27 protein-coding genes, 1 tRNA gene and 2 pseudogenes are annotated in these 24,388 nt (G+C 55.3%); 13 read left to right on the forward strand and 17 right to left on the reverse strand.

Annotated features, from left to right (window positions below; genetic code table 11):
• The first annotated feature begins 46 nt into the window (after window positions 1–46).
• Together F0P97_RS21480 and F0P97_RS21485 are read left to right on the forward strand one after the other, a co-directional pair.
• On the forward strand, window positions 47–2,344 hold the full coding sequence (locus F0P97_RS21480; RefSeq protein WP_003063708.1) for an NADP-dependent malic enzyme: 2,298 nt from the start codon (window positions 47–49) through the stop codon (window positions 2,342–2,344).
• A 272-nt stretch (window positions 2,345–2,616) separates the two neighbouring features.
• Window positions 2,617–2,706, forward strand: a tRNA-Ser gene (locus F0P97_RS21485).
• Here the strand turns inward: F0P97_RS21485 and F0P97_RS21490 are convergent.
• The gene (locus tag F0P97_RS21490; RefSeq protein ID WP_182284071.1) at window positions 2,692–3,000 is read right to left on the reverse strand and encodes a hypothetical protein; all 309 of its coding nucleotides are present in this window, start codon (window positions 2,998–3,000) and stop codon (window positions 2,692–2,694) included. The genes F0P97_RS21485 and F0P97_RS21490 overlap by 15 nt on opposite strands.
• A gap of 84 nt (window positions 3,001–3,084) precedes the next feature.
• Between F0P97_RS21490 and F0P97_RS21495 the strand changes: the two genes are divergently transcribed.
• The 9 genes from F0P97_RS21495 to F0P97_RS21535 all read left to right on the forward strand — a co-directional run bounded on the left by F0P97_RS21495 (window position 3,085) and on the right by F0P97_RS21535 (window position 8,870).
• Window positions 3,085–3,387, forward strand: a complete 303-nt coding sequence (locus F0P97_RS21495) for a hypothetical protein (protein WP_182284073.1) — start codon at window positions 3,085–3,087, stop codon at window positions 3,385–3,387.
• Entirely contained in the window at window positions 3,384–4,682 is a 1,299-nt protein-coding gene (locus F0P97_RS21500; protein WP_182284075.1) for a replication initiation factor domain-containing protein, read from the forward strand. Before F0P97_RS21495 ends, F0P97_RS21500 begins: the two co-directional genes overlap by 4 nt.
• A gap of 13 nt (window positions 4,683–4,695) precedes the next feature.
• On the forward strand, window positions 4,696–5,025 hold the full coding sequence (locus F0P97_RS21505) for a hypothetical protein (RefSeq protein WP_182284077.1): 330 nt from the start codon (window positions 4,696–4,698) through the stop codon (window positions 5,023–5,025).
• A 2-nt stretch (window positions 5,026–5,027) separates the two neighbouring features.
• On the forward strand, window positions 5,028–5,249 hold the full coding sequence (locus F0P97_RS21510; protein ID WP_182284079.1) for a hypothetical protein: 222 nt from the start codon (window positions 5,028–5,030) through the stop codon (window positions 5,247–5,249).
• A gap of 269 nt (window positions 5,250–5,518) precedes the next feature.
• Window positions 5,519–5,743, forward strand: coding sequence for a hypothetical protein (locus F0P97_RS21515; protein ID WP_182284081.1), 225 nt, complete (start codon window positions 5,519–5,521; stop codon window positions 5,741–5,743).
• A 9-nt stretch (window positions 5,744–5,752) separates the two neighbouring features.
• The gene (locus F0P97_RS21520) at window positions 5,753–6,070 is read left to right on the forward strand and encodes a hypothetical protein (protein ID WP_039048580.1); all 318 of its coding nucleotides are present in this window, start codon (window positions 5,753–5,755) and stop codon (window positions 6,068–6,070) included.
• Between the two features lie 43 nt (window positions 6,071–6,113).
• Window positions 6,114–7,475, forward strand: coding sequence for an IgG-binding virulence factor TspB family protein (locus tag F0P97_RS21525; protein ID WP_182284083.1), 1,362 nt, complete (start codon window positions 6,114–6,116; stop codon window positions 7,473–7,475).
• Window positions 7,472–7,741, forward strand: coding sequence for a DUF2523 domain-containing protein (locus F0P97_RS21530; protein ID WP_182284085.1), 270 nt, complete (start codon window positions 7,472–7,474; stop codon window positions 7,739–7,741). Before F0P97_RS21525 ends, F0P97_RS21530 begins: the two co-directional genes overlap by 4 nt.
• 1 nt (window position 7,742) lies before the next feature.
• On the forward strand, window positions 7,743–8,870 hold the full coding sequence (locus F0P97_RS21535) for a zonular occludens toxin domain-containing protein (RefSeq protein WP_182284087.1): 1,128 nt from the start codon (window positions 7,743–7,745) through the stop codon (window positions 8,868–8,870).
• Here F0P97_RS21535 and F0P97_RS21540 read toward each other — a convergent pair.
• Complete coding sequence (locus tag F0P97_RS21540) at window positions 8,867–9,307, reverse strand: hypothetical protein (protein WP_182284089.1); 441 nt, start codon at window positions 9,305–9,307, stop codon at window positions 8,867–8,869. The two genes, F0P97_RS21535 and F0P97_RS21540, sit on opposite strands and share 4 nt — an antisense overlap.
• Window positions 9,308–9,688: 381 nt before the next feature.
• Between F0P97_RS21540 and F0P97_RS21545 the strand changes: the two genes are divergently transcribed.
• A complete protein-coding gene (locus F0P97_RS21545) occupies window positions 9,689–9,937 on the forward strand; it encodes a hypothetical protein (RefSeq protein ID WP_182284091.1) in 249 nt (82 codons plus the stop codon).
• Between the two features lie 218 nt (window positions 9,938–10,155).
• Window positions 10,156–10,728 carry a recombinase family protein gene (locus F0P97_RS21550; RefSeq protein WP_182284093.1) on the forward strand — a complete coding sequence of 191 codons (573 nt, stop codon included), beginning with the start codon at window positions 10,156–10,158 and terminating at the stop codon, window positions 10,726–10,728.
• A 201-nt stretch (window positions 10,729–10,929) separates the two neighbouring features.
• Here the strand turns inward: F0P97_RS21550 and F0P97_RS21555 are convergent, their stop codons facing one another.
• The 15 genes and pseudogenes from F0P97_RS21555 to F0P97_RS21625 form a co-directional block, all read right to left on the reverse strand.
• The gene (locus tag F0P97_RS21555; RefSeq protein ID WP_182284095.1) at window positions 10,930–12,150 is read right to left on the reverse strand and encodes an ISL3 family transposase; all 1,221 of its coding nucleotides are present in this window, start codon (window positions 12,148–12,150) and stop codon (window positions 10,930–10,932) included.
• A gap of 55 nt (window positions 12,151–12,205) precedes the next feature.
• Window positions 12,206–13,519 carry a hypothetical protein gene (locus F0P97_RS21560; RefSeq protein WP_232538009.1) on the reverse strand — a complete coding sequence of 438 codons (1,314 nt, stop codon included), beginning with the start codon at window positions 13,517–13,519 and terminating at the stop codon, window positions 12,206–12,208.
• 119 nt (window positions 13,520–13,638) lie between these two features.
• Window positions 13,639–14,205: a hypothetical protein gene (locus F0P97_RS21565; protein WP_232538010.1), complete on the reverse strand. Its 567-nt coding sequence runs from the start codon at window positions 14,203–14,205 to the stop codon at window positions 13,639–13,641.
• A 56-nt stretch (window positions 14,206–14,261) separates the two neighbouring features.
• The gene (locus tag F0P97_RS21570) at window positions 14,262–14,606 is read right to left on the reverse strand and encodes a type I restriction endonuclease subunit M (RefSeq protein WP_182284099.1); all 345 of its coding nucleotides are present in this window, start codon (window positions 14,604–14,606) and stop codon (window positions 14,262–14,264) included.
• Between the two features lie 470 nt (window positions 14,607–15,076).
• Window positions 15,077–15,337, reverse strand: coding sequence for a YkgJ family cysteine cluster protein (locus F0P97_RS27860; protein ID WP_269780057.1), 261 nt, complete (start codon window positions 15,335–15,337; stop codon window positions 15,077–15,079).
• A 69-nt stretch (window positions 15,338–15,406) separates the two neighbouring features.
• Window positions 15,407–16,405 carry a hypothetical protein gene (locus tag F0P97_RS21580; protein ID WP_182284101.1) on the reverse strand — a complete coding sequence of 333 codons (999 nt, stop codon included), beginning with the start codon at window positions 16,403–16,405 and terminating at the stop codon, window positions 15,407–15,409.
• A gap of 19 nt (window positions 16,406–16,424) precedes the next feature.
• Complete coding sequence (locus tag F0P97_RS21585) at window positions 16,425–17,084, reverse strand: hypothetical protein (RefSeq protein ID WP_182284103.1); 660 nt, start codon at window positions 17,082–17,084, stop codon at window positions 16,425–16,427.
• 30 nt (window positions 17,085–17,114) lie between these two features.
• Complete coding sequence (locus F0P97_RS21590) at window positions 17,115–18,677, reverse strand: hypothetical protein (protein WP_182284105.1); 1,563 nt, start codon at window positions 18,675–18,677, stop codon at window positions 17,115–17,117.
• A gap of 49 nt (window positions 18,678–18,726) precedes the next feature.
• Window positions 18,727–19,686: a helix-turn-helix transcriptional regulator gene (locus F0P97_RS21595; protein WP_182284107.1), complete on the reverse strand. Its 960-nt coding sequence runs from the start codon at window positions 19,684–19,686 to the stop codon at window positions 18,727–18,729.
• 19 nt (window positions 19,687–19,705) lie between these two features.
• On the reverse strand, window positions 19,706–20,299 hold the full coding sequence (locus F0P97_RS21600; protein WP_182284109.1) for a hypothetical protein: 594 nt from the start codon (window positions 20,297–20,299) through the stop codon (window positions 19,706–19,708).
• 174 nt (window positions 20,300–20,473) lie between these two features.
• Window positions 20,474–20,587: pseudogene (locus F0P97_RS21605) on the reverse strand (IS5/IS1182 family transposase); the annotation flags it as partial.
• Between the two features lie 62 nt (window positions 20,588–20,649).
• A complete protein-coding gene (locus tag F0P97_RS21610; RefSeq protein ID WP_182284111.1) occupies window positions 20,650–21,690 on the reverse strand; it encodes an IS481 family transposase in 1,041 nt (346 codons plus the stop codon).
• Between the two features lie 118 nt (window positions 21,691–21,808).
• A pseudogene (locus F0P97_RS27735) lies at window positions 21,809–22,619 on the reverse strand (IS5 family transposase); the annotation flags it as partial.
• A 121-nt stretch (window positions 22,620–22,740) separates the two neighbouring features.
• A complete protein-coding gene (locus tag F0P97_RS28095; protein WP_420093893.1) occupies window positions 22,741–22,983 on the reverse strand; it encodes a transcriptional repressor in 243 nt (80 codons plus the stop codon).
• Between the two features lie 14 nt (window positions 22,984–22,997).
• On the reverse strand, window positions 22,998–24,386 hold the full coding sequence (locus F0P97_RS21625) for an efflux transporter outer membrane subunit (protein ID WP_182284115.1): 1,389 nt from the start codon (window positions 24,384–24,386) through the stop codon (window positions 22,998–23,000).
• Window positions 24,387–24,388: the final 2 nt, after the last annotated feature.

The raw sequence follows: 24,388 nt of genomic DNA on the forward strand, positions 1-24,388 counted from the left end.
GCCATCCGGTAAGCTCCGAGAAGCAACTTGCTGATAAATATTTCGTATGACACAAAACCTGTCCTCCGCCGAACAAGCCCTGCGCGATGCGGCCCGCGAATACCACCGCAGCCCCGTCAAAGGCAAGATTTCCGTCACTCCTACCAAGCCCCTGTCCAACCAGCGTGACCTGTCCCTGGCCTACTCGCCAGGCGTGGCCTACCCCTGCCTGGACATCGAGGCGGACCCCTCCACTGCAGCCGAATACACCTCGCGCGGCAACCTGGTCGGCGTGATCACCAACGGCACTGCGGTGCTGGGCCTGGGCGATATCGGCCCACTGGCTTCCAAGCCCGTGATGGAAGGCAAGGGTTGCCTGTTCAAGAAGTTTGCCGGCGTGGACGTGTTCGACATCGAACTGGCCGAGCGCGATCCCGACAAGCTCATCGACATCATTGCCTCGATGGAACCCACCCTGGGCGGCATCAACCTGGAAGACATCAAGGCTCCCGAGTGCTTCTACATCGAGCAGGAGCTGTCCAAGCGCATGAACATTCCGGTGTTCCATGACGACCAGCACGGCACGGCCATCATCTCCAGCGCCGCCTTGCTCAATGGCCTGGAACTGGTGGGCAAGGACATCGGTGCCGTCAAGGTGGCAGTCTCTGGCGCCGGCGCGGCAGCCATTGCCTGCGTCGACGTGATGGTGGGCCTGGGCATCAAGCGCTCAAACGTCTACATGGTGGACTCCAAGGGCGTGATCTATGAAGGCCGCCCCGGTGGTCTGGACGCCTCCAAGCAGCGCTACGCGCAGAACACCGAAGCCCGCACCCTGGCCGACGTGGTCGACGGCGCCGACGTGTTCCTGGGCTGCTCCGCTCCCGGCGTGCTGACGGCCGACATGGTCAAGACCATGGCCGACAAGCCCATCATCCTGGCCCTGGCCAACCCCGAGCCCGAAATCCGCCCCGAACTGGCCAAGGCCATCCGCCCGGATTGCATCGTGGCTACCGGCCGCTCCGACTATCCCAACCAGGTCAACAACGTCCTGTGCTTCCCCTACATCTTCCGTGGCGCGCTGGACTGCGGCGCCACCAAGATCACCGAAGCCATGAAGCTGGCCTGCGTGCGTGAAATCGCCGCCCTGGCCAAGCAGGACGTCAGCGACGAAGTCGCCGCCGCCTACCAGGGCAAGGAGCTGACCTTCGGCCCCGACTACCTGATCCCCACGCCCTTCGATACGCGCCTGATCCTGCGCATCGCTCCCGCCGTGGCACAGGCTGCCGCCGAATCCGGTGTCGCCACCCGCCCCATCGAGGACATCGCCGCCTACCGCGAAAGCCTGACGCGCTTCGTCTACCAGACCAGCATGTTCATGCGCCCCGTGTTTGCAGCCGCCAAGGCCAATCTGCAACGCGTGGCCTATGCCGAAGGTGAAGACGAGCGCGTGCTGCGCGCCGTGCAGGTTGCCGTGGACGACGGCCTGGCCAAACCCATCCTGATCGGTCGCCCCGCCGTCATCGAAGCCCGCATCGCCAAGGCCGGCCTGCGCATGCAGCTGGGCAAGGATGTGGAAATCTGCAATCCCGAAGACGACCCCCGCTTCCGCCAGTACTGGGAGACCTATCACAAGCTGATGGGCCGCAACGGCGTCACCCCCGAAGCCGCCAAGGCCGCAGTGCGCCGCTCCAACACCCTGATCGCCGCCCTGATGGTGCACCTGGGTGATGCCGACGCCATGCTGTGCGGCCTAGTGGGTCGCTTCGACAGCCACCTGGCCCATCTGGAAGACGTGCTGGGCCTGAAGAAGGGTGCCAACGAGTTCGCAACCGTGAACGCCGTCATGCTGGAATCGGGCACGCTGTTCGTGGCCGATACCTACATCAACGACGCCCCCAGCGCCGAAGAGCTGGCCGAGATCGCCAAGATGGCTGCCGACGAAGTGGCGCGCTTCGGCCTGCCCCCCAAGGTGGCCTTCCTCTCGCACAGCAACTACGGTTCGTCCACACGCGGCTCGGCCCGCAAGATGCGCGCTGCCCGCGACCTGTTCGCCGCCGCCAACCCCGGCATCGAATGCGATGGCGAAATGCACGGCGACGCTGCACTGGACGCCAACGTACGCAGCCACTCCCTGCTGGAGTCCTCGCTGACCGGCGCAGCCAACGTGCTGATCTGCCCCAACCTCGACGCCGCGAACATCCTGTTCAACGTGCTCAAGACCACAGGCGGCCATGGCACCACCATCGGCCCCATCCTGATGGGCTGCTCGGCTTCCGCCCACGTGCTGACCCCCTCCTCCACCGTGCGCCGCGTGGTCAACATGACCGCTCTGGCAGCCGCTCAGGCCATCGCACTGCGCAGCTGATCCTGCGGAATCTCTCGGGCATCCCGCCCGAGGCTGCAACAAAACGCCCTCAGGGGCGTTTTGTTTTGCCCCATGCCGAGCCTTGAGCTTTGAACCCTTCGTTCATTCACAGCGACCTGTAACGCGCGCAGCAAACGCTCATGACAGACGCCATGATGAAAAGTGAGCCAGTCGATATACAGCAAGCGCCATACGCTATGGTTTTCATAGATAAGGCAAAGATGCGCACAATGCCGAACGGCGCACAATCCTTGTGTAGAATCCTGCCATCCGGAGGTTTGGGTGAGTGGTTTAAACCAGCAGTCTTGAAAACTGCCGAAGGAGTGATCCTTCCGTGAGTTCGAATCTCACAGCCTCCGCCAGTCATTAGGAAAAGCTGCAAGCATGGCTCTCAAGCCGTCTGCAGCTTTTTTTTCGTCCTCGTTTTCTGAGTCGTTCAGGTCTTCAAGCATGGAGGCAACGAACGCATGCGCCGGGTCTTCACCCGCTACGGCACGTAGTTTTCCTCGGACTCTCCAGTTCACTGGTCGCTTTCCCTGCTTCATTTGTGTGATGTGACTTTTGGGGATGCCGACTATGTCGGCCAGCCTCGTTTGGCTGCCAGCTGCCTTTGCTGCTTTCTCGATCAGCACATTGATTTCACAAACTGTTGCCATTTTGATAATTCCTCTGTAACATCCGCGCTGTTGCCATTTTGATAATTAATCAATTTGGTTACTCCAAAGTCTACAGGAGCGGCCATGTCTCAAAACTCTTCCCCGGATAACGTCCCCGGCGCCAAGCAAGGCACCGCCGATAGCCTGGCCGCTCCTGGCTGTGTCGGCGCTGGGGGCACCAATGAGCCTCGCAATAAGGCCGCATGGTTGTCTATCTCTGACTTCCTTACCCGTCAAAACCTCGGCCTCGTGCTGCAAGCGCGTCAGCGTTCTGTAGCGGCCGGCGTGGCGGGTGCGGCGCAAGCCGCAAGCGCCGCGCAGGGCGCGTCCCATTTCATCCCCGTTGGTAATCACGGGGAGATCGTTGGCATGGGAGTGGGCCTGTGAAATACGACGTTCTTGATTACTCGCAGTTTGTCGCTCGTCGTGCGCTTGGTGGCCGTCCATCCAAGAATGCGTCTTTGGTTCTGGATGGAAACGAAGTGAAGCTGCGTTTGCAGGCAGAACGTCGAAAGTCCGGTGGTGCTGTTCATGTTGACTGGCTGCGCTTTACCTGTGAGCTGAAGAATGCGCCGGTCCCCTCGGTTGAGGTCTTGTTTCCCAAGGCTATGACCTATGAGGATGCTCGCAATGGAGTGACTGAGGCTGATCTTGATTTCAAGTACAGCATTGCTCGCTACCGCCGAGAAAAAATCTGTGAGCTGCTGCGTGATCTGCCGGATCAGGACTTCGCGGCAAGTGCCCAGGCACATGCTCTGGCGCTCAAGGTCTGCAAGGTCTTGGGGCCAGAGTTCAAGATTGAACCCGAAGTCAAAAAGGGTCATGACTTCTACCGCTTCCGCTGGTCGATCACGCGCAATGACGCGGAATGTGCATGGGTGGGCTTCCTGGCCTCGGGCGAAAGCCCAAGACAGCAAGCTCAGGCCAAAACAATCCACGCCAATGTGTACGGCTCTGCCTGCACGTTTGCGCGTGGTGACTGGCGCCATCGCATGGCGAACCTTATCGAAGATGTGGGAGCCAAGATCACCCGCATTGACTACGCCTTGGACTTTTTCGACGGCATCCGGGGCGGTCTTGAGCGCATCCGCGATGACTGGCATGCAGGGCTTATGGATGTGGCTGGCCGGACTCCAAAACCCAACACCGTTGGCCCTTGGGTCGATGGTGGGCGCGGTCGCTCTTTCTACTTCGGTAGCAAAGAAGCGGGCAAGCAAACCAACGTCTATGAAAAGGGTGTCCAGCTCTTTGGCGAACTGGATGCAACACGCTGGGAGCGTGTTGAGCTGCGCTACGGCAATAAGCTGCGCGACTTGCCGGTCGACATGCTCCGACGCGCTGATGACTTCTTTGCCGGTGCCTCGGACTGGCATCAAAAGATGCTGGCCGAGCACGGCAAATATGCCCAAGGCGAGGGCGTCAAAGTTCGCTCAAAACAGGCCATCCAGACCGTCAAGGCTGAAGTCACCCGCGCCGTGCGCTGGCTGACAAACACCGCCGGTGCAAGCGTAGCGCTGGCCTTTGAATTCCTCGGCCAGGACGAATTTCTAGAAATCGTCACCGGCCGCAAAAAGCCGGGACGGCTTGCCAAGTTCTCTAACTCTGAAATCAGCGCCGCCTGTGCGTCGCTGCATGCCCAAGTTTTCCAACCCAAAGTCCGGTCAGTCGGACTAGCCATCTAAAGGAGCGGCTCTCATGAAAATGCAATCCCAAGCACTGCTGTTCGGTATCGAATCCAGCAAGGGCGAATTCCAAGGCACCGCCTACGACTCCACCAAGTTCCATCTGTCGGTGGACATGGGCACAAAGTCCAACGGCAAGACCATCGGCGTCGTCACGCGCCCCTTCAAATTTGGTGACTCCACCGAGATTGAAAAGTGGGTCAACCTGACCCCGCACCTGTCCTCGGGCAAGCCCATTGCCTGTAACTGCGAGTTTGATGTGGTCGCCTCCAGCGATGGCGTCAAGCTCACGCTGCTGGCTATCCAGCCTGCCCCCCAAGCCAAGGCCGCTGCGGCCTCCTGACCATGGCGCGCTACGTCATCCAGTCGGCCTCAACTGGCCGTTTCCTAACGGCAGACCCTGAAGGGGGTGAACCCCTTTGGGTGTCTCTGCTTCAGCAAGCAGGTGGGGGCGTCACTGATGACATGGAGCGCATCGCTCAGCTCGTCGGTGACTACTGCGAGCCTGAAGACTTCCCGCAGGTGGTCGACCTCGACCGCCTTGGTACTGCCAACGATTACACGTGAGGTTCTATGGCTGTCACAAAAGAACGCATTGAAGAAGTCCGCGCTGCGATGGCTGCTGACAGGCAGACACGGAGAGCGGAATTCAAACGCGATTGGTTCCTGCACTTGGTTCATTTCTCAGTTCAAACGGGACTGGGTGTGATTTTGGGTATCAGCGCGGTTCTCTGGGCTGTCCAGCGCTACTCCTGAAATTGAAGCCTGAAGACCTGCGTGCAGGTCTTTGGGGTGCAATTTCTGCACCTGTTCTGAAACCTTAAAAAGGGAAACCTATGTTCCAAAAGACTCGTTCCATCGCTGCTAAGTACGGCGCAAAAATCGCAGCTCCTGCTGCTCTGTTGTTGCCTTTCGCAGCTCGTGCCGAGGGTGAAGACGCTGGTGCCCAGATCCTGGCGAAGGTCACTTCGTCCATGACTTCCGGTGCTGGTATCGCTACCGCCATCGTTCTGGGCCTGTTTGCCATCTGGGCAATCAAGCTGCTCTGGCGCTCCAAGTAAGGACAGGATATGTGGCAAGTAGGCGGTACGTGCTACGGCACGAAAACCAAGGCTCTGCAAGCGATGGCATCGGAGCAATCCGGTGCTGTTGTGCAGCAGGGCGGTTCTGCCTACGTCGTCACGGTCACTGCGGTGGCTGAGGACGGCGTGCAGTACTCCCTCCAGCCTCTGGGGGGTGGTACTGCCGTTGTCTCTCAGGTGCTGCAGGAACCCATGCCCTGCAATCTCCTAACCATGGCCGACGGTCAAGCTATCGCGTGGTCGATAGCTGCCGGATGGCTCGCTATCTACGGGATCATGTCCCTCTTGAATGCGAGGACGGAATGACGCCCGGATTCTGGATTTCAATCATTGCCATCTTGGGGGCCGTATGGATCATCGTGCAGCGCTGATACTTGCGGCCTCTCTGCTTTGTGGCTCTGCGCATGCCACATATGCCACGTTGTCGGCTCCAGCTGGGTGGACTCCCGGTGCTGGTGCTGCGGCTACTTATTCATCTCCTGTTTCGCCTGCTCAAATTGCTGTCTCTGAGCTGGCACGCATCAATGCAAATGCTGCATTGACTGTCAATGGAACTAAGGTAACTGTCCCGGCAAAGCTTCCCATCGTGAAGTCGGCTGCAAAAAAGGTGGCTGCTGCTGCGATCTATCTTCATCCCGGTCTTCGTACTGCAGCGACAGTTGCTTCTTGGATTGGTGCTGCCGGCTTTGCTTATGACGTCGCTAACGGTTGGCAGCGTCCTGAGAGCGGTACTGTCTCTGACGGCTATTCATACTACGCAGTTGATCGTACGAGTGCGGGAGCCGCAGCTACGCCAGAAGCGGCGGCTCAGTTTTGGGTGACTTATCAGAATCAGATGAATGGCAAGACCACGAGAAGTGAGTTGTCTGGGAGCTGTGAGCCCTTTAAGACTTCAAATCAGACCCGCTGTCCATTCACTGATACCGATATTAAAACGGGCTATTCATACGTTCGCTATGCGGCTGTAAAGCGCTCCCCTGTTTGCCCTGCGGGCTGGTTTCACACACCTGCTGGATGTGTGCAGAGCGTTCCTATGGTTAAGGTGCCAAAAGAGGACTTTATAAAGCAGCTCGAAGCTGACCCTCGTATTGAGCCTGACGACTTGCCCAATGTGGTTTGGCCCGCGTCCTGGCCTGTTGAGCTTCCCCAGGTACAGCCCATGTTTGTTCCTACGGGCAACCCAGTACCCAATCCCAACTATGACCCGGCTAAGGCCCCCAGTCCCACAAATCAGCCTTTCAATCAGCCCGGTGTAAAGGTTGTTCCTGCGCCTACGACGGATAGGCCTTGGCAGGTTGATTTACAGCCTGTAAATAGACCTGTCGATAAGGCAGACCCGAGCCCAGAACCTAAGGTCGACCCGCCACCAGAGCCTGGCACTGATGGCAATGGCGATAAGCCTCGCGAGCCAGATAAAGAGACTCAGGATCTTTGCGAAAAGCATCCTGAAATCATTGCCTGTCAGAAGTTGGATGAACCGGAAGACCCCGGAGAGCTGAAAACCAAAGCCGCGGACTTGGATTTTCAAGTGCAAAGCGGCTATGCAGGTTCTGCGGTGTGTCCAGCTCCAATGACTTATGAGGCATTCGGCCATGTCCTCTCGTTGTCCTGGCAGCCTTTCTGTGACTCCCTTTCGATGGTCAAAAACCTGTTGCTTGCGTTTGCGTGGATTTCCGCGGCCTTCATCCTCCTGGGAGCCAAGAAAGAATGAGCACCATCATCAGCCTCATCATCAAGTTTGCACTTATCCGCTTCTTGATCAGCCTCGGCGTCGGGATCGTCACATACACGGCAGTGATCGTGGCGATCAACAATTTTTTGGACTATGCCAAGGCTGCCTACAACTCCATGCCAGTGGTCACGCTCAATTTCTTGGCGATCGCTGGCGTCCCTGAATTCCTCGGGATCATGACTGGTGCCGTCATAGCCCGGGTCTCCCTGCAATTCGTGCGCCGTCTGGCATTCATCGGGGGCTGATGTGCTGACACTGTTTACTGGAAACCCCGGTGCGGGCAAGACTGCCTCCATGCTTGATCTGGTCATGAGGGAGCTGCGGGACCGTCCGCTGTTCGTTCATTTCGATGAAGCCGAGCGCTTGAGGCCAGAGCAAAAGCTCCTGGCTGAAACGCTCACGATTCCTCATACCAGATGCAACGCTAAAAACTGGCCTGATGAAGTCCCTGATGGCGCGGTGCTGCTGATTGATGAAGCCCAGGGGCCTTTCAGGCCACGGGGTTCGGGCTCTGCGGTACCCAAAGCTATCCAGGCTTTTGAAACCCATCGGCACGCTGGTATTGACGTGTTCTTTACCACTCAGGGGCCTAAGTTGGTGGACTCCAACTTGCGGTCATTGATTGGCCGCCATGTGCACATTCGTGACACTGGCTGGATGGGGCGATGGTGGTACGAATGGCCTGAATGCAATACAGAGCTGGCCTGGAAGCGCTGTGAAAACAAGCGCAAGTACTCTCTGCCTAAAAAGGTGTTTGAGATTTACCGCTCTGCCAATGAGCACACCAAAGTGGAACGCAAGATTCCGCCCCTGGTCTATCTGTGCGGTTTGGCCGTAATCCTGGCCATCAGCCTTTTGGTCTACATGTTCGGCGGCTTTCGCTCCGATCAGACCTTGAATACTCTCCCGACACTGGAACAGAAAGCCGCTTCTACGGCTTCTGCTCCAGCTGCTGGCAATGCTGATGTACCTAAGGTCTATGACTATGGTGAATTCATCCCACGGGTGAGCAATCGACCCGAAACGGCCCCTGCCTATGACGAGATCCGAAAGGTGGTCGTCATGCCGGTGGTGGTTGGTGGCGCTTGCTATCGCGGGCAATGCACCTGCTTCACCCAGCAAGGCACGCTCGCGGGTCTTTCCAATCAGGAATGCAAAGACTGGATGGAAAGGCGGCCATTTGACCCTTACACCCTGCCCCCGCCGCCGCCTCCTGCGCAAGCACCTAAGCCCGTGCAGCAGGCAAAGCAGGAAGAGGGGCCGCAAAGCGTCCCTATGCCTGCTGCGCCTGTCAAAGCGGGCAATGAAGTCACCCTTCATGAAGTTACCAGAGCGGCGCGCACTGGTCGGCTGAATGAGCGGGGAATGCTTTAAGCGTTGATTCCACGGCGGCGCCATGCCGCAATTTTGATCAGTTCTGGATCTCCAGATGCTTCTTCGTATTTGATGATTTCCAAAATCAGCAAGCGGCGGTGTTTGGCTACGGTCATGACCTTCCCTTCGTACATTTCACCAACTTCAGGGATTCGCTGGTGCTGCTCTACCAGGTCAAGATTTAGCTGATGTTCGCGCATGAATTTAGTTAGGGCACGCAATCGCGTTTGTGCATCTTTCCACCACTGAGGGATTGCTTTCTCCGCTGCATATTCCACCAGGCCGCGCGCCTTCATCGCCTTGGTGATGTAAGCGCGAATCTCGCGCCCCAGCTTCGTCGTAGGGCGCGAACCATTCCAGACCGGCTTGCCAAAAGGCAGCACCAGCTGCAGCGCCATTGCCTCTGCATACTTTCTGAAATTTGCTGCTATTGCCATGATTCGCCGCCTTTCTGGTGTACCGGGCCCCTAGATTCGGAGCCGGGTCGTCATCTGTCTGCTGCCCGTTTAACTGTCCCTTGCTTGCACCGTTCCCCTGAGTTCTTCGCCGTGCCTTTAGCGTTATCAGGATGGCTTTTTGGAGTGGGGAAGCTTTGTAAAGCGAAGCTTTATGAATACCCTCGGAGAAAAGACAAGGCCGCAGGCCGCTCCTGATTTAGCGTAGGCCGAAGAGGCGAAAACTCTGGGGAATGGTGCTGGGCGCGATGTATCACGGGCAGCGGACGCCGCGCGGCGAGCGCATAGAGCACCGAAGAGTGCTCAGTATTTGGAAGTTGTGCGGGAGCACTCCTGGCCTATGATTCCGCCAAAGGGGGAAACATGGGACAGATGGACCGCGATTACTGGCGTGATCGCTATAACAAGAGAACTTCTGGGAGTAAAGATCCCACGCATTGGCGTGAGGACGAGCTAGCAGAGGTGAATCGTCATGAGCCTAGCCGCGCGCATCAGGTTCATCAGATGCCGGAGCCTAATGCTCAAACCAATGAACTTAGCTTCATTGGGAAGTTTTTTACGACAATCTTCGTTCTGTTGATCTGCGCTATTACTTACCGCTATCTTCGCTGAGCCCGCGAAAGGGATCGTTAGTAGCTCGTCTATTGAGACCCAGGCTCAACCGTAGGCCAGAGCCCGGTTCTTGCGAAGCAAGAATTCGCCCTTCAAGGTATTTTGATTTATCTGAGAAATCCCATTAAAGCTATTAAAATGATAGCTTCGTATCTAATCAATGCTTTGCTTTTTAGAGTATTTGCAAAACTTCTGCTTTTCGTTAAAGGGAATTATTTGTGTTGATTGGATATGCTCGCGTCAGTACTCAAGAGCAAGATACTTCTGTGCAAATTGCTGCTTTGAAAGCAGCTGGAGTGCAGAAGATTTTTGAAGAAAAAGCCAGTGGAGCTAAGTTTGATCGACCTGTTTTGAGGCAATGTCTTGCTTCATTGAAATCTGGTGATCAGTTTGTTTTTTATAAGCTGGATCGTGTTGCCAGATCTTTATCTGACTTGCTGAAGATCCTTGACCGCGTTGAACGGGCCGGGGCTGCGATTCGCTCTCTTACTGAGCCTATTGATACAACTACGCCTACTGGGCGGCTGATGCTGCAAATTTTGGGCGCTATGGCTGAGTTTGAGCGGTCGTTAATTCGTGAGCGATGTATGGCGGGGCAGAAAGAAGCCATGGCTCGGGGAGTGCACTGTGGTCGTGCTCTTTCTGTCGATCCTGCAACAGCAATTGCAATTGTTGATGCCTATGCAACCGGCCTATATACCTTGAAGGGTGTAGGTCAGCGATTTGGGGTATCTGACTCCGTTGTAAAACGTCTTGTCTACAAGAAGACGAAGCCCGATTACCGCTCTTGAGACCCATGATAGGCTGTCCTTTAGGTACAGCCTCCGCCAAGATCTAGAGTAAGTTATTGATTTGTAACGATATTTTAAAGAAACAACATACCGTTATACGCTTGGTTATACGAAGTTACTTGCACAAAATATAGGCAAAAACTCCTTAACTACTCTGCACACAAAGCCCTGAGCACCAACCGCTCAGGGCTTTTTTCTGGTTCATCGCGCATTACCGGGGAAGGCTGCGCGAATCTTCAGAAAGAAATAGTCCTGATCGCGGTAGCCATAGGCCCGGCGCTTGATGACCTTGATGGTGTTGTTGATGCCCTCGACAACACTTGTGTTCAACGGATGCCGGCATCGGGCGATGATCCCGTGCAGGTAGCTTTGCAAGCGCTGAGCAAAGGTGCTCAGTGCTGTAATACCGCTTTGGCGCGCTTGCTCACACCAGTGCTGCCAGGCGCGATGCGCCCAAGCCGGACGACGGTAAAACCACAGCTGTTTTAGCTCATCGCGCAAGACGTATACCGCCATTAATGGCTCATTGGCCGCCAGCAGCTCCTTGAGCTGCACTGCTTGTTGAGCCTGCAGCTTGTTGCGATTGCGCAGTAGCAACCAGCGGCTGGACTTGAGCACCTTGCGCGCCAAGGGCTGTTGGCGCAGCAAGTTGGCCTGATCGACACGCACTCGGTCGATAACCTCCCGGCCATACTTGGCCACGACATGGAACAGGTCATAGACGATCTCGGCGTTGGGGCAGTTGGCCTGGATCTCCAGCTCGTAGGCAGTAGTCATGTCGATAGCAACCGCGCGAATGCGCTGGGCAACGCCAACGGGCAACTGCTCGAAGAACTGGCGGGCCGTCTCGCGTGAGCGCCCTTGCCCCACCCACAGCACCTGCCGGCTGATGGGGTCGATGACGACTGTGGCGTAGCGATGGCCCTTGTGCAACGCAAACTCGTCCATTGCCAAGTACTCGATCCGCTCCCATTGCGGCTGCGCGGTAGTGGCCAGCAATAAGGTCTTGTCGATGGACTTGACCGTGTGCCACCCAAGATCGAAGAAGGCCGCGACTGCCTTGATGCTGCTGCTGCGAAGCAACTGGCTGCACGCCTGTGCCAGACGGTCTGTGACGCGCTGGTAGCGACCGAGCCAGCTGAGTTTCTCCAGGCGCGGGCCACCACAGCTATCGCACCACAGACGCCGACGCGGCACATGCAGCACCACCTTGTACTCGAACAATGCCAGATCGCGCACGCGCCGTGTCGTGGTCTCATGGACTTGGCTGCACTGCGCACCGCAGCGTTCGCAATGCATGACGCTGGCCTGCGGCTTCAGATAGATCGACACGGTGCGGCTATCGCCCTGGGGCCACTGCACACGTTCAACCTCGTAGCCCTCCCAGCCGCCAAGAGCCTGCAATAACTTCGAGTCCAGCATTTGATTTGTTCTCCGATGTCAGCTTCGCTGCCGTCAGATTACAAAACGAACGGGCTCATCTCCACGGAATTCCTCGATGAACCTTTTTTCTTGCCTGAAACTCGGTGAGCATGCCTTTCAACAACTGCACATATTCCATCACCTGCAGCGCTGTATCCGTGGCCCAAGCCATCACCTCAACCTGGTCAAGACTTGAGGGCTTCCATAGCCCGTCACACCAGCAGCAACTGACTTCCCATTGGATGGCACTGATGCGCTCAAAAACTGGCGGCTGTAACTGCTCCGCTTTCCAGCGTTTAGCAATGTCCAGTTGCATATGAGCTGGTAGTACACCTTCACCTTGCAGCAGCAAACGCAGCCTCAGTCCTGATCTCCAGCCTTCTTGCCGCAGTTGCACCATGGTCAAGTTGGGCCACGCCGGTGCAGCACCAAACGCACGAGGCAGCTGAATCATCAGCATGGGCTGTCCTTGCCGCAGGTGCATGGCCAATGAAAGCGGCACAGGTTCTGTCATGCCCTGCACCTGCAGTTTGGCCAAGGTGGCGTTGGTTAATTGAGACTGCAAAGTGCGCTTCGCACATCGCCACCATACCAGCCGAAGCTCAGGCACATCGCCCAAAGCTTGGAACAGCCGCTCATGCCACGCGATGCGCCTTGCCAGAGTCTTGGCACTGAGGTCCATGGCCTCGGCCATTTCCTGAACCGCCAGCATGATGTGCCCATGCGCAGGGGCCTGGCCCAACACTCGCCTTGCAAACATCAGCACCCAGGGCACATCGCAGCGCCCGCTGTCCAAGTGCCACAGCAAAGCGTTGATCGTGCCTGTCGGCAGATGTTGTGTGCCTTGCAGGACAGCTTGCGCATCTGCCGTATCCCGCCACTGCAGCCAACTGGCGGCATTGGTAATGCCCTGGCCTTGCAAGAACGCGACAAGACTACGCAAACGCTGCACAGCCTTGATGACAAATGCCGGGGAGGCGATTTCACCTTGCCACAGCAACAGGGCCAACTCAGCATCTTCCTCAGGCCCATATTGTTGCAGCAGCACCTCCAACCGTGCCAAGCTGCCCAAACCCAATTGCGGCACCGCACACCGTGCAAAGGATTGCCATGCAGCGGTGCGCTGACTGATCGGCTCAACCGCCTGCAAAGCCGCATCGGCCAATTCCAGCACCATGGCCGATTGCGGCTCCATGCTGGGCTTTAAAGCATGCACATAGCGGCCAGCTTCGGCACAGCCATTGGAGCAGCACGGCCACTGCCCACTCAATTCATGCGGAACAGGCCTGGAGGCATCCAGTGCAGGCAGCATCATCACCGCAGCCAACAAACGCCGGTAGCGGTACCACCTCAAGTGATAAGGGTGCATGGTCAAACTTTCAAAACAGGCACGCCGCAACGGCACCTGAGCGCAGCTTCAAAAGCCAAGCACCAGGCATACAACGTGCACAAAGGGAAATCAGAAGAAAGAGAGCGAGAAACTGAAACTCAAGCCAGCGCGATGGCCGTGCCACGGCGGCTGCGCAAACCGACTTGCACCACCTTGTCCAAGGTGGCTTTTTCTGACCAGCGGGCATTGGTGTTGCGCAGCTTCTTGCTGCCCCAATGCTCCAGCAAGGCATTCCAGGGAGTGAGCGGCACACCGTCCATCAAAGGGTCAAGCACAAGCAAGGAATGTGGCTTGCCATCGGCATACATCACACCCACTGCCAGCACCCAATGGCTGTAGCTGGGGGAAGTGAAGCGCACCAGGCACACATGGTCAGATTCCAATGCAGCCACCGTGCGGGCCTCAACATTGCGACGCAGCTGGCGGCACTGCAGTTGCTCAGAAAACGGCGCAAACTGTTCTCTGATGGCAGCGCTGCTACAGCCGCTAAAGTACAAAGCTTGGCCCATGGCGCTCACTTCCATCAGGCGAGCATCAAGGTCGCTTTCATACAGCGCATCGCGTGACACCTGGCCCAACAGCATCAAAGCCATCAGCACGCAATGGTGCCCGCAAGCCATGTCGTTCTCGCCCTGGCGCAGCAGCAGCTTGTTTTGATAGGCCATTGCACCTGAGCGGCCCACACTCAGCTGCGAGTGCACCACAAAGTGCCGCCCCAGCATCAGTACTCCTCGGGCAACAACAGCGTGGTGCTACTACGGTCAGCCTCCGTAATGATCCACAAGCGTTCTGCCTTGGAAAGCACATACACCGACATCAGCCTGTAGCCGTACTGCAAAGCGTCAGCATTGCTTTGCCTGTCTTCGGCACAGATATCGCCCCAATCACCCGAAACATGGCGCAGCACAAACGGTAGTGCTGTCAGTTGATGGGTTTCCAGAAGTTCCAATGCCCCAGGTGTGGCCAGTACCTGCCCCAAAGCAAACAAGGGCCTACCAACAGCCTTGTGTTGAGAACCAGGAGAGGGATCGTTCGGGCATGCGGCGGCCTGACTTGTATCAGTCATAGAAAACTCCAAAAGGGAAAAGTGGGAAAGAAGTGCCCTGTGCTGCCCAACACTTCCCCCAAGGCTCACGACCTCAAATTGACAGGCATGGCTACGCCGCACAAGCGTTCAAAACGCATGCGCGAGCAAACTACCTGCTCAAATCAGGTGTACAAAACGGGGGGAAGCTTAGGACGTCGAGCGAGAGAAGCAGCTGATCAATGATCGAGCGGCCGATTGCGCTGTGCAACACAAGCACATAATCATTTTAAACAGTGCCAATATTTTGCATATCAAATATATTTGATATATATGCATGGATATTTAAATTTTACAAGCATGCAAAATAAAAGTTCTAGGCTAAAACAGCCTTCCAAATTTTCTATGCCTATTCCAACTAATGTGATCCGTTGGTACTAGCACATACCTGTAGAAGCTTATTTCGACCATTGATATATATTTATATTGACATATAAGAACTTAACCATCAATTATTGACTTGCCAGAACCTTGCACACTTGCAAGTTTCTATACACATACTCGTCCCATGAGTAAATTCGTACGAAGCGCTTTTTAAATTGAACATCAATCCGACAGACGTCTGGACGCTCCAGGTAAATAGAGCAGTGCTTTGTGGACTCCTCAAAATACCTGCATGTCCCATCACCACGGTCTAAAAAAAGAGTTTCATCGGATAATTGAACATTTTGGCAGCATCTGCCGCACTCAGTACATGGAAATTTCTGGATCACGGAGGTGTATGAGTTGAAGCAAGCGGAGAAAGATATAAAACTATCAACCGCTTGCTGAAGCGGCAATCGTCAGACGTTGATCGCTTCTGCGATTTCATTCACTCGCTTTTGTGTGGACAGCACGAGTTTTCCATCAGTATCCAAAATAGGAGTATCAATCATCGCCTTGATCAGCTGGGCATACTTTACGGTTTTGAAAACCACTTCACGGGATTCTTTGGCGAATGCCTTGAAGTCTTCACCATAGGTGTCAATCACGTCTTCAAGAGATTGCACAGCGCGACGGAGCTCGCGGTTGACCTTGCTGAAAGTGGTGTCTGCCAGCAACGCCACTTCTTGGATGGCTTTCAGAGAGGTCACCACGAGCTTAGCTTCCTCCTGGATCGTCTTGGCTTGTTCCAGGTTGCTTCGCGCTGTGTTCAGCGCTTCTTCTCCCTTGTTGCCCATGATATGACCAAAAATTGCTAATGCTGGGCCTGCAACAATACCGCCCAGAACCATCGTTCCTAGAGCCATTCCGCCCCCACCAGTTGCAATCGCGCCTCCGCCAAGCCATGCTAATGTGGCATTGGTTGCTGCTGCACCACCCAGCGTCGAAATTGCTGTTCCAGTGCTGGCAGTAGCCAACATCATGGTACCGTTGTATGCACCAAATGCGAGTGCAGCACCTCCTGAAACTCCTGCACCTAGACCCAGGCCAGCGTCTTTCAAAGCTTGATAGTCGCCGCGCAAACCACTTAAAGTCTTGTTAGAGAAGTCCTCCATTTTCAGCTTCTCTAGTTCTGGGGAATCAACTAGTTCAACGTTTTTAAGGCGTCCGAACGTAACCAGAAAATCCTCGATGACACCATCGAATGCGCGCAGCTTGCGCTTGCCATACTCTTCCAAAGTCTCGGAGGTCGATTGGCGCTGAACGTCGACCTCACGATTGGCCTTATCGACAGTAGTGCTGGCCTCTTTATTGATGTCGCTCGCGTTGCTTTGATCAATGGCACCACTGACACCTTTATACGCCCCATAGAGAGCTGTTCCAGCGGCGACCGCGCCAAGAATTATAGGTACTGGCATGTTGATTCCTCCTTAGTGTTTATTCAAGAACTAGATTGACGGAGCGTTTAATTTCCTTATGAAGAGCTAGTGCTTGAGCCAGCAATTCGTTGAAGGACTCACCGTCGATACCATACGCCACGCTGGCGACTTGCAGTAAATTTCGCTTTGAGTCTGTCAAAACTCCGCTGAGTCGCATTGCTTCAAAAAGGACGATTCGCGATTTTTTTTCTTCTGCGCGTGAGCTATTTATTGGCTCTGATGATATTTCTTCAGTGATGCCACCGTTTGAAGTAGGAAATGGCCAAGCTCCTTGAGGAGAAAGCCTACCAGGAGCAATCTTATCAAGTTCATGACTAATTATCTTTTGCAAAATAGCCGTTGCGACTTTAAGTCGCTCTTCGTTGTCATTCTGACGTGTAATACGAAGTCCACAGATCTCATCAAGCAATTTTTCGATGACTCCGGTGGAGTCTTTTTCATTCCAATCTTGATCATCTCCATAAATACCTACTGCATTTACCCACATTTCTTTTAGAGAATCGGATATTTTAAACGAGATGTCGCTGAGATCGGTATTTCCCGTAATTTCCTCTTCCGTCTTTCCATCCCATAACAGTGGAGCCTCAAAAGTTTGGAGTAAACGGATTATTTTTAACAATTCCCGCTTTTTTGTATTGGGAAGCGATTGTGCAAACATTTCTATCCTTTGAAAAAATCAGGTATAAATTTAAAGCTTTAGCGTGTCCGAGCTCAGCATGAAATCTTCAAACTCTTGCATATTCTGAAATTGCAACTTCTGCCCCAGCAACTCAGAAAAATCATTGATAGCTGCGGACATCTCGTCTGCGCTGACGTTTGTATTTGAAATAAGCAACATGCCTAGTGCTTGCGTACGGCTATGTAGCTCAGGCAGCTCTTTTGCCAAAAAAGCATCAAGCTGTGCTTGCTCTGATGCAAGACGATCGCGAGCCGCTTTCTCAATCGCTTGCGTGCGTTTGAGCATTTGTGCGGAAAGCTCTGCTCCACGCGCTGCATCTAGTGCGCTCTGATAAAAAAGCGACGACATTGCGTAGCCAATCATTCCGCCAATAGCGGCACCTACAACTGGAATAGGTATGGCTATTTGTCCTAGGGCAGCCATCATGCCCCCTGAGAGCATTCCTGAGCCTTTTTCACCCACTTCTATAAGCAGGTCAGCCTCCGTGATTTCGCCTGTCACGTAGCGTTTAACTGAGCTTCCCAAGGAAAGGCAGATGCTCACCGCAAGTGCTGGAGCGTTTGTGGCTGAAAGCGCTCGTAATGTGCCACTGCTGGACTGTTGCAGTGTTCCCTTAATGGCTGATCCAGCAAATCCAGTGGCGTAACCTAGCGTAGCTGCCTTGCCTGTGTCGGAGGCAACGGACACCATCACATCTTTTATATCCTTCTTACCTTGAGCACATTCAAAAATGTTGCGCAGTGTTGAAATGCATGCACCAACTGCTGCTCCATATTTGGCTGCTTCAACCCCTGCGCCATGGCTGGTGCGTGCGATATCTAGTGCTGTAGCCAGTTCGGGGTACTCACGATAAAAAATCGCTTCGTCAGTCGTGAGCCCACTATCGCGGACGTTCTCTGCAAGCTGCTCATAGTTGTCGGCTTTTGCTCTTAATTCTGCAGCCACCTGAGGCTTTCCAGCACTTTCAACTTTAAGTGCTTGCTCACGCAACTCGCTAGCCTGTTTCTGGCAGTACTCTCCCGCACCCTCGAATTGCTCTGATGGCAACTCCAGCTTTACGCCTCGGTAACGTGCAAATTTTCCATCCTCCTTAGCGATACGCTCAAAGAGTTGATTGCGATCACCCACAAATTTCATCTGTGACTGGCTGCCTTCAACAATCTCGCCATTCAACACTTGCACACGATCTACTACATTGTGATTTCGGCCATATTCCGGCAGATCGTCACTACGCCAAGTACGTTGCTCTGATCGCTCGATGATGGCCTTTGCATTGTCACGGCTGGTCGAGGCGATTTCTGCAGAAAAACCCGCTTGTTGCTTGATGTTCTTCGCTGCTTCAGCGGGATCGCTGTTGAGCTTATGCTTAGAGACCTCAGACAACCCCTTGGCCATCTTTTGGCCGGTTTCGTTGTCCATCCCTGTGTAGCCTTTAACGAACTCAGCGTTTGCACTGCCAAAACGAGAAACTGTCTCGCTGCCAGCCATGCTCACTCCTACTCGCTCCATTTCTATTTGGCTACTGTGTTGAATCTCCACGGTCTTCTTTTTATTGGAATTTTCGTTATTCATCCTGCCTCCTTCATATGATGCTGCTTACTGAGGTTTTTGAAACCAGTTTTCAGTCTTGATATGGGTTTGTTTTTAAAGACTGAGACGCACTAGACTCCCAGTGAAATAGTGCATGTCGTAAGCTCGACAACAGGTTCTCGTGCCATTCCGCAGGCTGAACAATCCGCACATGTGGCAACCAATACCGCACCACAGGTAGCAGCTGGTCGATGTGATTGATATGCGTGGTAACTAGCAACGAACCGTCACGATCTTGCCGTTGCTGCTGTTGAGGCAGCAACGGGCGACGAATAAAGTAATACGCTGCCTCTGGGGCCACACGCAACAGGACTTCCGTGGTCTCTTCAGTAAACCAAACGTCGTCCTTGGCGTCGATATATTCCTTGTGGTTGCTCTTTTGTACAAAGAAACTGCGTTGGTCTACCAGTAAGTTTTCGATCAAGCCAATACTGAAATTTTTCAGCTTTGCACCTTCTTCCGCAGCCAGGTACCACACACCGTTTTTGTGAATGAGCTTGTACGGTTGAACGTTGCGCTGTTTGCCCTTGTAACTAAAACTGCATGGATGTTTTTGCTCGATGGCAGTTTGTAGTTGCACAAACTCTTGGGTACGCGGACGCAAGTCTTCATGTGCGATAGCCTGCACATGCGTTGTGCGCTGCTGTTCAGGGGTATGAAGTTGTTCCAACAGATAGCGCAAGCTGTTATCCGGGAACAAGTACTCCGTCCCAGACATACGTGCATAGCCATGCAGGTGCTTGGCTGGGATACTGCTTCGCGCAGTGTGCGTCAGTTGCCACTGACCATTGGCACTTCGCTCAACGATCCCGCACAGGCGCTCGCCAAGGTCGCGTTCAATGGTACGCACATCCACTTGAAAATCTTGTGCAAGTTGGTGCTTGTCAACCGCATCACCTTGGTGCAGGCGCGCAAGAATTTGAGACAAGCGCTGTGCCAGTTTTTCGCCTTTTGATGCTGAGGCTGAGCTAGCCGAGGTTGAAGCAGACATTCAAGAGCTGGGAAGTAATTCAATGAATGTAACTATAGGTGGCTTTTGAGACAGGTTGTGTCGCACCCAGAATTTCAATACGCCAAGCTGGCTTGTGTGAATCAAGTTGGTTGTGGCTCACTACCTGTTCAGCACTCACAGCTTTGGCATTCATCCATGCCTCTAGGGCGCTAACTAGCTCAGTCAGCTTATGCTGCAGCGAGTTGCTGCAAACCATCAAATGAAGCAATGCCATACTGATCTGGTGCGCCAACGCCTCTTTTTTGCAAGCGTTATTAGGGCTGAGCGCACCACCCAAATCGCATTGCAATGCCGTACGCACACCCATTAGGCGCAACGTGTCTTGCACAGCCTTGGAGCTATTCAAATAGGAAGTACGTTCTGAAATTCTTTGCTTGAACTGCCCGATGCGACGCAGTGCTAACTGGTAGTACAAAGCGATGAAATCCCCATCCAGAGGATCTGCGCCATCAAGTGCCAGGATCCTGGGGCCGAAGTGCGCAAGTGCTGTTGATATTTCTTGGGACAAGTGAAGATCCAGTTCGCACTCACGTACCTGAAATCCTTTTAATCGTGCGTAGAGGTCTCTTATCACAGTATCGCTAGCTGGCATGGAGGCTCTTCCAATACAAAAAGCTGAAGGGAGTTCAAACTTTAGGTGTCGATAACGACAGCATGTGTCGCTTGAGCCTGCCCTGCGACTGCATCGAAGCTGAAGTTGAGTATCAGCAGCGGCGCTGTTGCATAAACCTGCATAAGGGTGAGCCTCCCCTTACCCCAGACGCAGTTATGCCACGCGCACAGCCTCAGGCGTTCCCAGGCAGGTAAACCTGTTGAGGATGGATGCACGGACCTGTAGCTCCGTGACCTGCCGATCGAAGTCTCGGGCCATCACCCACTCATCTGTAGAAGTTCCGATCTGATCTGACAGTTGCTCCCGTTTCGGACGGTACGGCTGTCAGATTAATTCAGCTCTTTTACCTTGTCGTCCCACACCTCCTTTGCATCCATCAGCGTTTGCATCGGCGTCCTGCCGCAGCACATCTTGCCCTGATGCGTGCGCTGGCTGTTGTAGTAATTGATCCAGTCGTCCAGATCCGTTTGCAGCTCGTCGATGGACCGGTAGATCTTGCGCCTGAACGTCACCTGGTAGAACTCCTGCAGGATGGTCTTGTGGAATCGCTCGCAGATGCCATTAGTCTGCGGGTGACGCACCTTGGTCTTGGTGTGTTCAATGTCATTGACGGCTAGGTACAGTTGGTAGTCATGCGTTTCGGCCTTGCCGCAATACTCCGTGCCCCTGTCGGTCAAGATTCGCAACAGCCCCATGCCTTGCTCGGCCAGGAACGGCAGCACCCGGTCATTGAGCAGATCAGCACCTGTGATCGGCGTTTTTGTGGTGTAGAGCTTGGCAGCGGCCCATTTGGAATAGGTGTCCACAAAGGTCTGCTGGTAGATGCGCCCGACTCCCTTGATCGAGCCCACATAGAAGGTGTCCTGGCTACCCAGATAACCGGGATGGGCGGTTTCGATTTCTCCGCAGGCCAGCTCATCTTCACGCTTTTTCTCCAAGGCTGCCACCTGGGCTTCGGTGAGCACAGCGCCAGTCTTGGCGACCTCGGCCTCCAGGTTTGACAGACGCTGTTTGAAGCTGGCCAGTTGATGGCGCATCCAGATGGAGCGTACACCGGATGGCGACACAAAGATGCCCCGCTGGCGTAATTCATTGCTGGCACGCAACTGTCCATGCGCTGGCTGCTCCAGGGCATAGGTAATAACGGTCGCTTCGATGGCGTCATCAACCCGGTTCTTGAGATTGGGCTTGCGCCTTGAAGTCTGGATCAGGGCCTCGACGCCGCCTTCTTCGTGGGCATGCTGATAGCGGTAGAAAGTGTCACGGGAGACGCCCATGACTTTGCACGCCTTGGAGATGTTGCCCAGCTCGCTGGCCAGGTTGAGCAGGCCGACCTTGTGCCGGATGATGGTTTGGTTGAAACTATTCATGAGGTTTCTCCGTTGGGCGCTTGCGCGCCCGGATTGATAAAGATTCGTACCCTTATCAAAACGGGAAACCTCACCTGTTGGCAAGGCACACTGTCAGATCAAGTCTGAACTTCTACAACTCATCCATCCGCTTGAAGCAGCCCATCTTGGCTTCCACCAGGCTGCGGCGCTGGTAACCGCTCCATTTCTTCCAGATCGTGCGCCCGAGCTTGCGCGTCGTTCTCAGGATCTCGTTGCGGGCCTGTGCTCCCGCTCTGGCATCGGTCCACGGCTTCGCATTGCGGCGAGTCGGGATGATCGCTGCGGCTTGCCAGCCTCGTGGCAAGTTTGGTGTCATAGGCTCCATCAGCACTTACCTAGCACACGGGCTCGTCAGGTGGCATCCGGGCCAGTAGTTCCGGCAGCATGGGCGCATCGCCAATGGCGTTGTCCGTGATTTCGATGGTGCGGATCTCTAGCGTTTGTGCATCAATACCTAGGTGAACCTTGCGCCGCTGTCGCCGATAGTCAGCGCCATGCTTCTTGGTCTTCCACTCCCCTTCGCCCAGCATCTTCACGCCGGTACTATCGATCAGCAGGTGCAGGCCCGTCTTGTTGGGACGTGCGGGGATGGTCACGCTCAAGGTCTTCTGGCGCCGACACAAGGTGGTGTAGTCGGGTACAGCCCAATCAAGCCTGGCGAGCCGCAAGAGACTCTCAGCAAGGCCTGTCGTTTGTCGCAGCGCTAGACCGAACATGCGCCTGAGCGTCAGGCAGAACTGGATCGCCGCCTCGCTGAACACAGCCGGCCGTCCGCTCCTGCCACTCGATGGAGCCTGCCATTGAAGGTCCGCATCAAGCCATACCATCAGCGAGCCCCGGCATCTGAGGGCAGCGTTGTACTCGGTCCAGTTCGTCGTGCGTTACTTCGCCCGCAGCGGCTTGCTCATGGGCTGCCAAGTCGCGGGATCTCGCATGCATGCCTCAGCCGATTTATGCAACAAGGCCCTTTGATCGCGGAATGACTGCGAATGCCGCCCCCCGCAGCTGGAAGTCTTGTTGCTGAGCCACTCAACTTTGAAGCAGATAGCCAGACTCACGCCCCTGTCTGCCGTTGTGATGCACAACACCCAGCCTGCTTAGCTGTGCTACTACCTGCATGACGGTTCCCACACTGACAGGAGTCCCCCGAAGGTATAGCTGGCGATATATCTCATCTCTGCTGAGAGCGTGGGGAGCAGAACTCAGCAGGACTTGAAGCACGCCAATTCTGGCGACGGTCGGTCGCAGTCCTGCTGCCCTCAACCGTTGCATTACGCTCAGGCCCCTCAACTCTCGGGCCCTTCCGGCAATCGCCTCCAGCCGCCTCCCAGGGCCCGGTATAGAGCGATGCTCGCCTGCAGACGCTCCTGACGGATCTGAACGGCCAGATCCCGGCTCTGATAGGCCACACGCTGCACATCCAGCAAGGTCTGCAGATTGTCCGCCCCGGCCTTGTATCGGCTTTCCGCCAGTGATAGAGCCCTCTGGGCCTGAGCCACTTCCTGCGCCTGAACCACCGCCTGTCTTTCCGCGCCGTCCACCGCATTCAATGCAGTTTGAACATCATTGAAGGCTTGCAGAATGGCCTTGCGGTAGCCGATCACAAGCTCCTGCTTTTGCGCTGCAGCCAGGTCCCGGTTCGAAGCAAGTCGCCCTGCATCAAAGATCGGAGCCAGAATTCCCGCTGCCAGAGACGACAGGGGACTCTGCAACAGCCTGCTGAGCTTTTCGCTCTCGGAGCTCAGGCCCGCAGTCAGCGTCACGCGGGGCAGCATGGCTGCTCTGGCAGCGGCAAGATTCGCATCCGCCGCGAGCAGTTGAGCCTCCGCTTTCGCCACATCCGGCCTGCGTGTTATCAGATCCGCAGGCGTACCCTGGCGAACGCCTGGAATCGCCAGATTCGAAAGACTGGTCTCGCTCACAAGATCCGTAGTCCATTGCCCCGACAGCAGTGCCAGCACCGCGTGTGCATCTGCAATCTGTTTTCGGAGCAAAGCCACAACACGCTGCTGAGCAGCAACCTGACCACGCTGCTGAGCCAGCTCCACGGAGGTCGCTGCCCCATAACGGGCTCTGGACTCGACCAGCTTCAAGAGCCGCTCGGAAATCTCCAGGTTGAGCTGGGCAATCGAGGCGCGCTCGCGCAAGCCCACACACTGAAGCCATGCCTGGGCGACTGAGGCAGTGACCGTCAGTCTCACGGTCTCACGGTCAAACACGCTGGCCTGCCTGTTGGACTCTGCGGCATCTCGCAAAGCACGCTGACGCCCCCAGAAGTCCAGCTCGTAGCTACTCGACAGGCCCACTCGCCAAGTGCTGGCGTCTCTTTCCGTATGACTGTCCATCGCTGCAGACCTTGTGGCTCCGAAATCTGCATTCAAATCCGGCACCAGGACCGCACGAGCATAAGATGCCCGGGCATCCGCCTGCTGCACTCTCGCGACGGCAGCCGCCACATCCAGACTTTGAGTACGGGCTTGCTCAACCAGTGCGCTGAGCTCCGGGCTGCCAAAGCCGTGCCACCACCCGGCGCTGACTTGTTCGTTTTCCGCCCCCTGCTCCTGCGTCCAGGCATGAGGAATATCGAGAGACACTCCCCAGGTCTCGTCACTGGATTGCGTTGTCGCGCATCCAGCCAGAGCAAGAGCCGCCAGCACTACGTTCCATTTGTACATGC

Origin of the sequence: Comamonas testosteroni (genome assembly GCF_014076415.1) — a bacterium.
GTDB lineage: Bacteria > Pseudomonadota > Gammaproteobacteria > Burkholderiales > Burkholderiaceae_C > Comamonas > Comamonas testosteroni_F.

Bases quoted from the DNA above. Each gene is read 5' to 3' on its own strand.
- F0P97_RS21515 (WP_182284081.1), top strand. From the start codon at position 5,519: ATGTTCCAAAAGACTCGTTCCATCGCTGCTAAGTACGGCGCAAAAATC.
- F0P97_RS21540 (WP_182284089.1), bottom strand. From the start codon at position 9,307: ATGGCAATAGCAGCAAATTTCAGAAAGTATGCAGAGGCAATGGCGCTG.
- F0P97_RS21510 (WP_182284079.1), top strand. From the start codon at position 5,028: ATGGCGCGCTACGTCATCCAGTCGGCCTCAACTGGCCGTTTCCTAACG.
- F0P97_RS21625 (WP_182284115.1), bottom strand. From the start codon at position 24,386: ATGTACAAATGGAACGTAGTGCTGGCGGCTCTTGCTCTGGCTGGATGC.
- F0P97_RS21565 (WP_232538010.1), bottom strand. From the start codon at position 14,205: ATGGCCTATCAAAACAAGCTGCTGCTGCGCCAGGGCGAGAACGACATG.
- F0P97_RS21610 (WP_182284111.1), bottom strand. From the start codon at position 21,690: ATGAATAGTTTCAACCAAACCATCATCCGGCACAAGGTCGGCCTGCTC.
- F0P97_RS21480 (WP_003063708.1), top strand. From the start codon at position 47: ATGACACAAAACCTGTCCTCCGCCGAACAAGCCCTGCGCGATGCGGCC.
- F0P97_RS21525 (WP_182284083.1), top strand. From the start codon at position 6,114: ATGGATCATCGTGCAGCGCTGATACTTGCGGCCTCTCTGCTTTGTGGC.
- F0P97_RS21520 (WP_039048580.1), top strand. From the start codon at position 5,753: ATGTGGCAAGTAGGCGGTACGTGCTACGGCACGAAAACCAAGGCTCTG.
- F0P97_RS21490 (WP_182284071.1), bottom strand. From the start codon at position 3,000: ATGGCAACAGTTTGTGAAATCAATGTGCTGATCGAGAAAGCAGCAAAG.
- F0P97_RS21555 (WP_182284095.1), bottom strand. From the start codon at position 12,150: ATGCTGGACTCGAAGTTATTGCAGGCTCTTGGCGGCTGGGAGGGCTAC.
- F0P97_RS21595 (WP_182284107.1), bottom strand. From the start codon at position 19,686: ATGTCTGCTTCAACCTCGGCTAGCTCAGCCTCAGCATCAAAAGGCGAA.
- F0P97_RS21530 (WP_182284085.1), top strand. From the start codon at position 7,472: ATGAGCACCATCATCAGCCTCATCATCAAGTTTGCACTTATCCGCTTC.
- F0P97_RS21585 (WP_182284103.1), bottom strand. From the start codon at position 17,084: ATGTTTGCACAATCGCTTCCCAATACAAAAAAGCGGGAATTGTTAAAA.
- F0P97_RS28095 (WP_420093893.1), bottom strand. From the start codon at position 22,983: ATGCAACGGTTGAGGGCAGCAGGACTGCGACCGACCGTCGCCAGAATT.
- F0P97_RS21495 (WP_182284073.1), top strand. From the start codon at position 3,085: ATGTCTCAAAACTCTTCCCCGGATAACGTCCCCGGCGCCAAGCAAGGC.
- F0P97_RS21505 (WP_182284077.1), top strand. From the start codon at position 4,696: ATGAAAATGCAATCCCAAGCACTGCTGTTCGGTATCGAATCCAGCAAG.
- F0P97_RS21590 (WP_182284105.1), bottom strand. From the start codon at position 18,677: ATGAATAACGAAAATTCCAATAAAAAGAAGACCGTGGAGATTCAACAC.
- F0P97_RS21545 (WP_182284091.1), top strand. From the start codon at position 9,689: ATGGGACAGATGGACCGCGATTACTGGCGTGATCGCTATAACAAGAGA.
- F0P97_RS21600 (WP_182284109.1), bottom strand. From the start codon at position 20,299: ATGCCAGCTAGCGATACTGTGATAAGAGACCTCTACGCACGATTAAAA.
- F0P97_RS21560 (WP_232538009.1), bottom strand. From the start codon at position 13,519: ATGCACCCTTATCACTTGAGGTGGTACCGCTACCGGCGTTTGTTGGCT.
- F0P97_RS21570 (WP_182284099.1), bottom strand. From the start codon at position 14,606: ATGACTGATACAAGTCAGGCCGCCGCATGCCCGAACGATCCCTCTCCT.
- F0P97_RS21580 (WP_182284101.1), bottom strand. From the start codon at position 16,405: ATGCCAGTACCTATAATTCTTGGCGCGGTCGCCGCTGGAACAGCTCTC.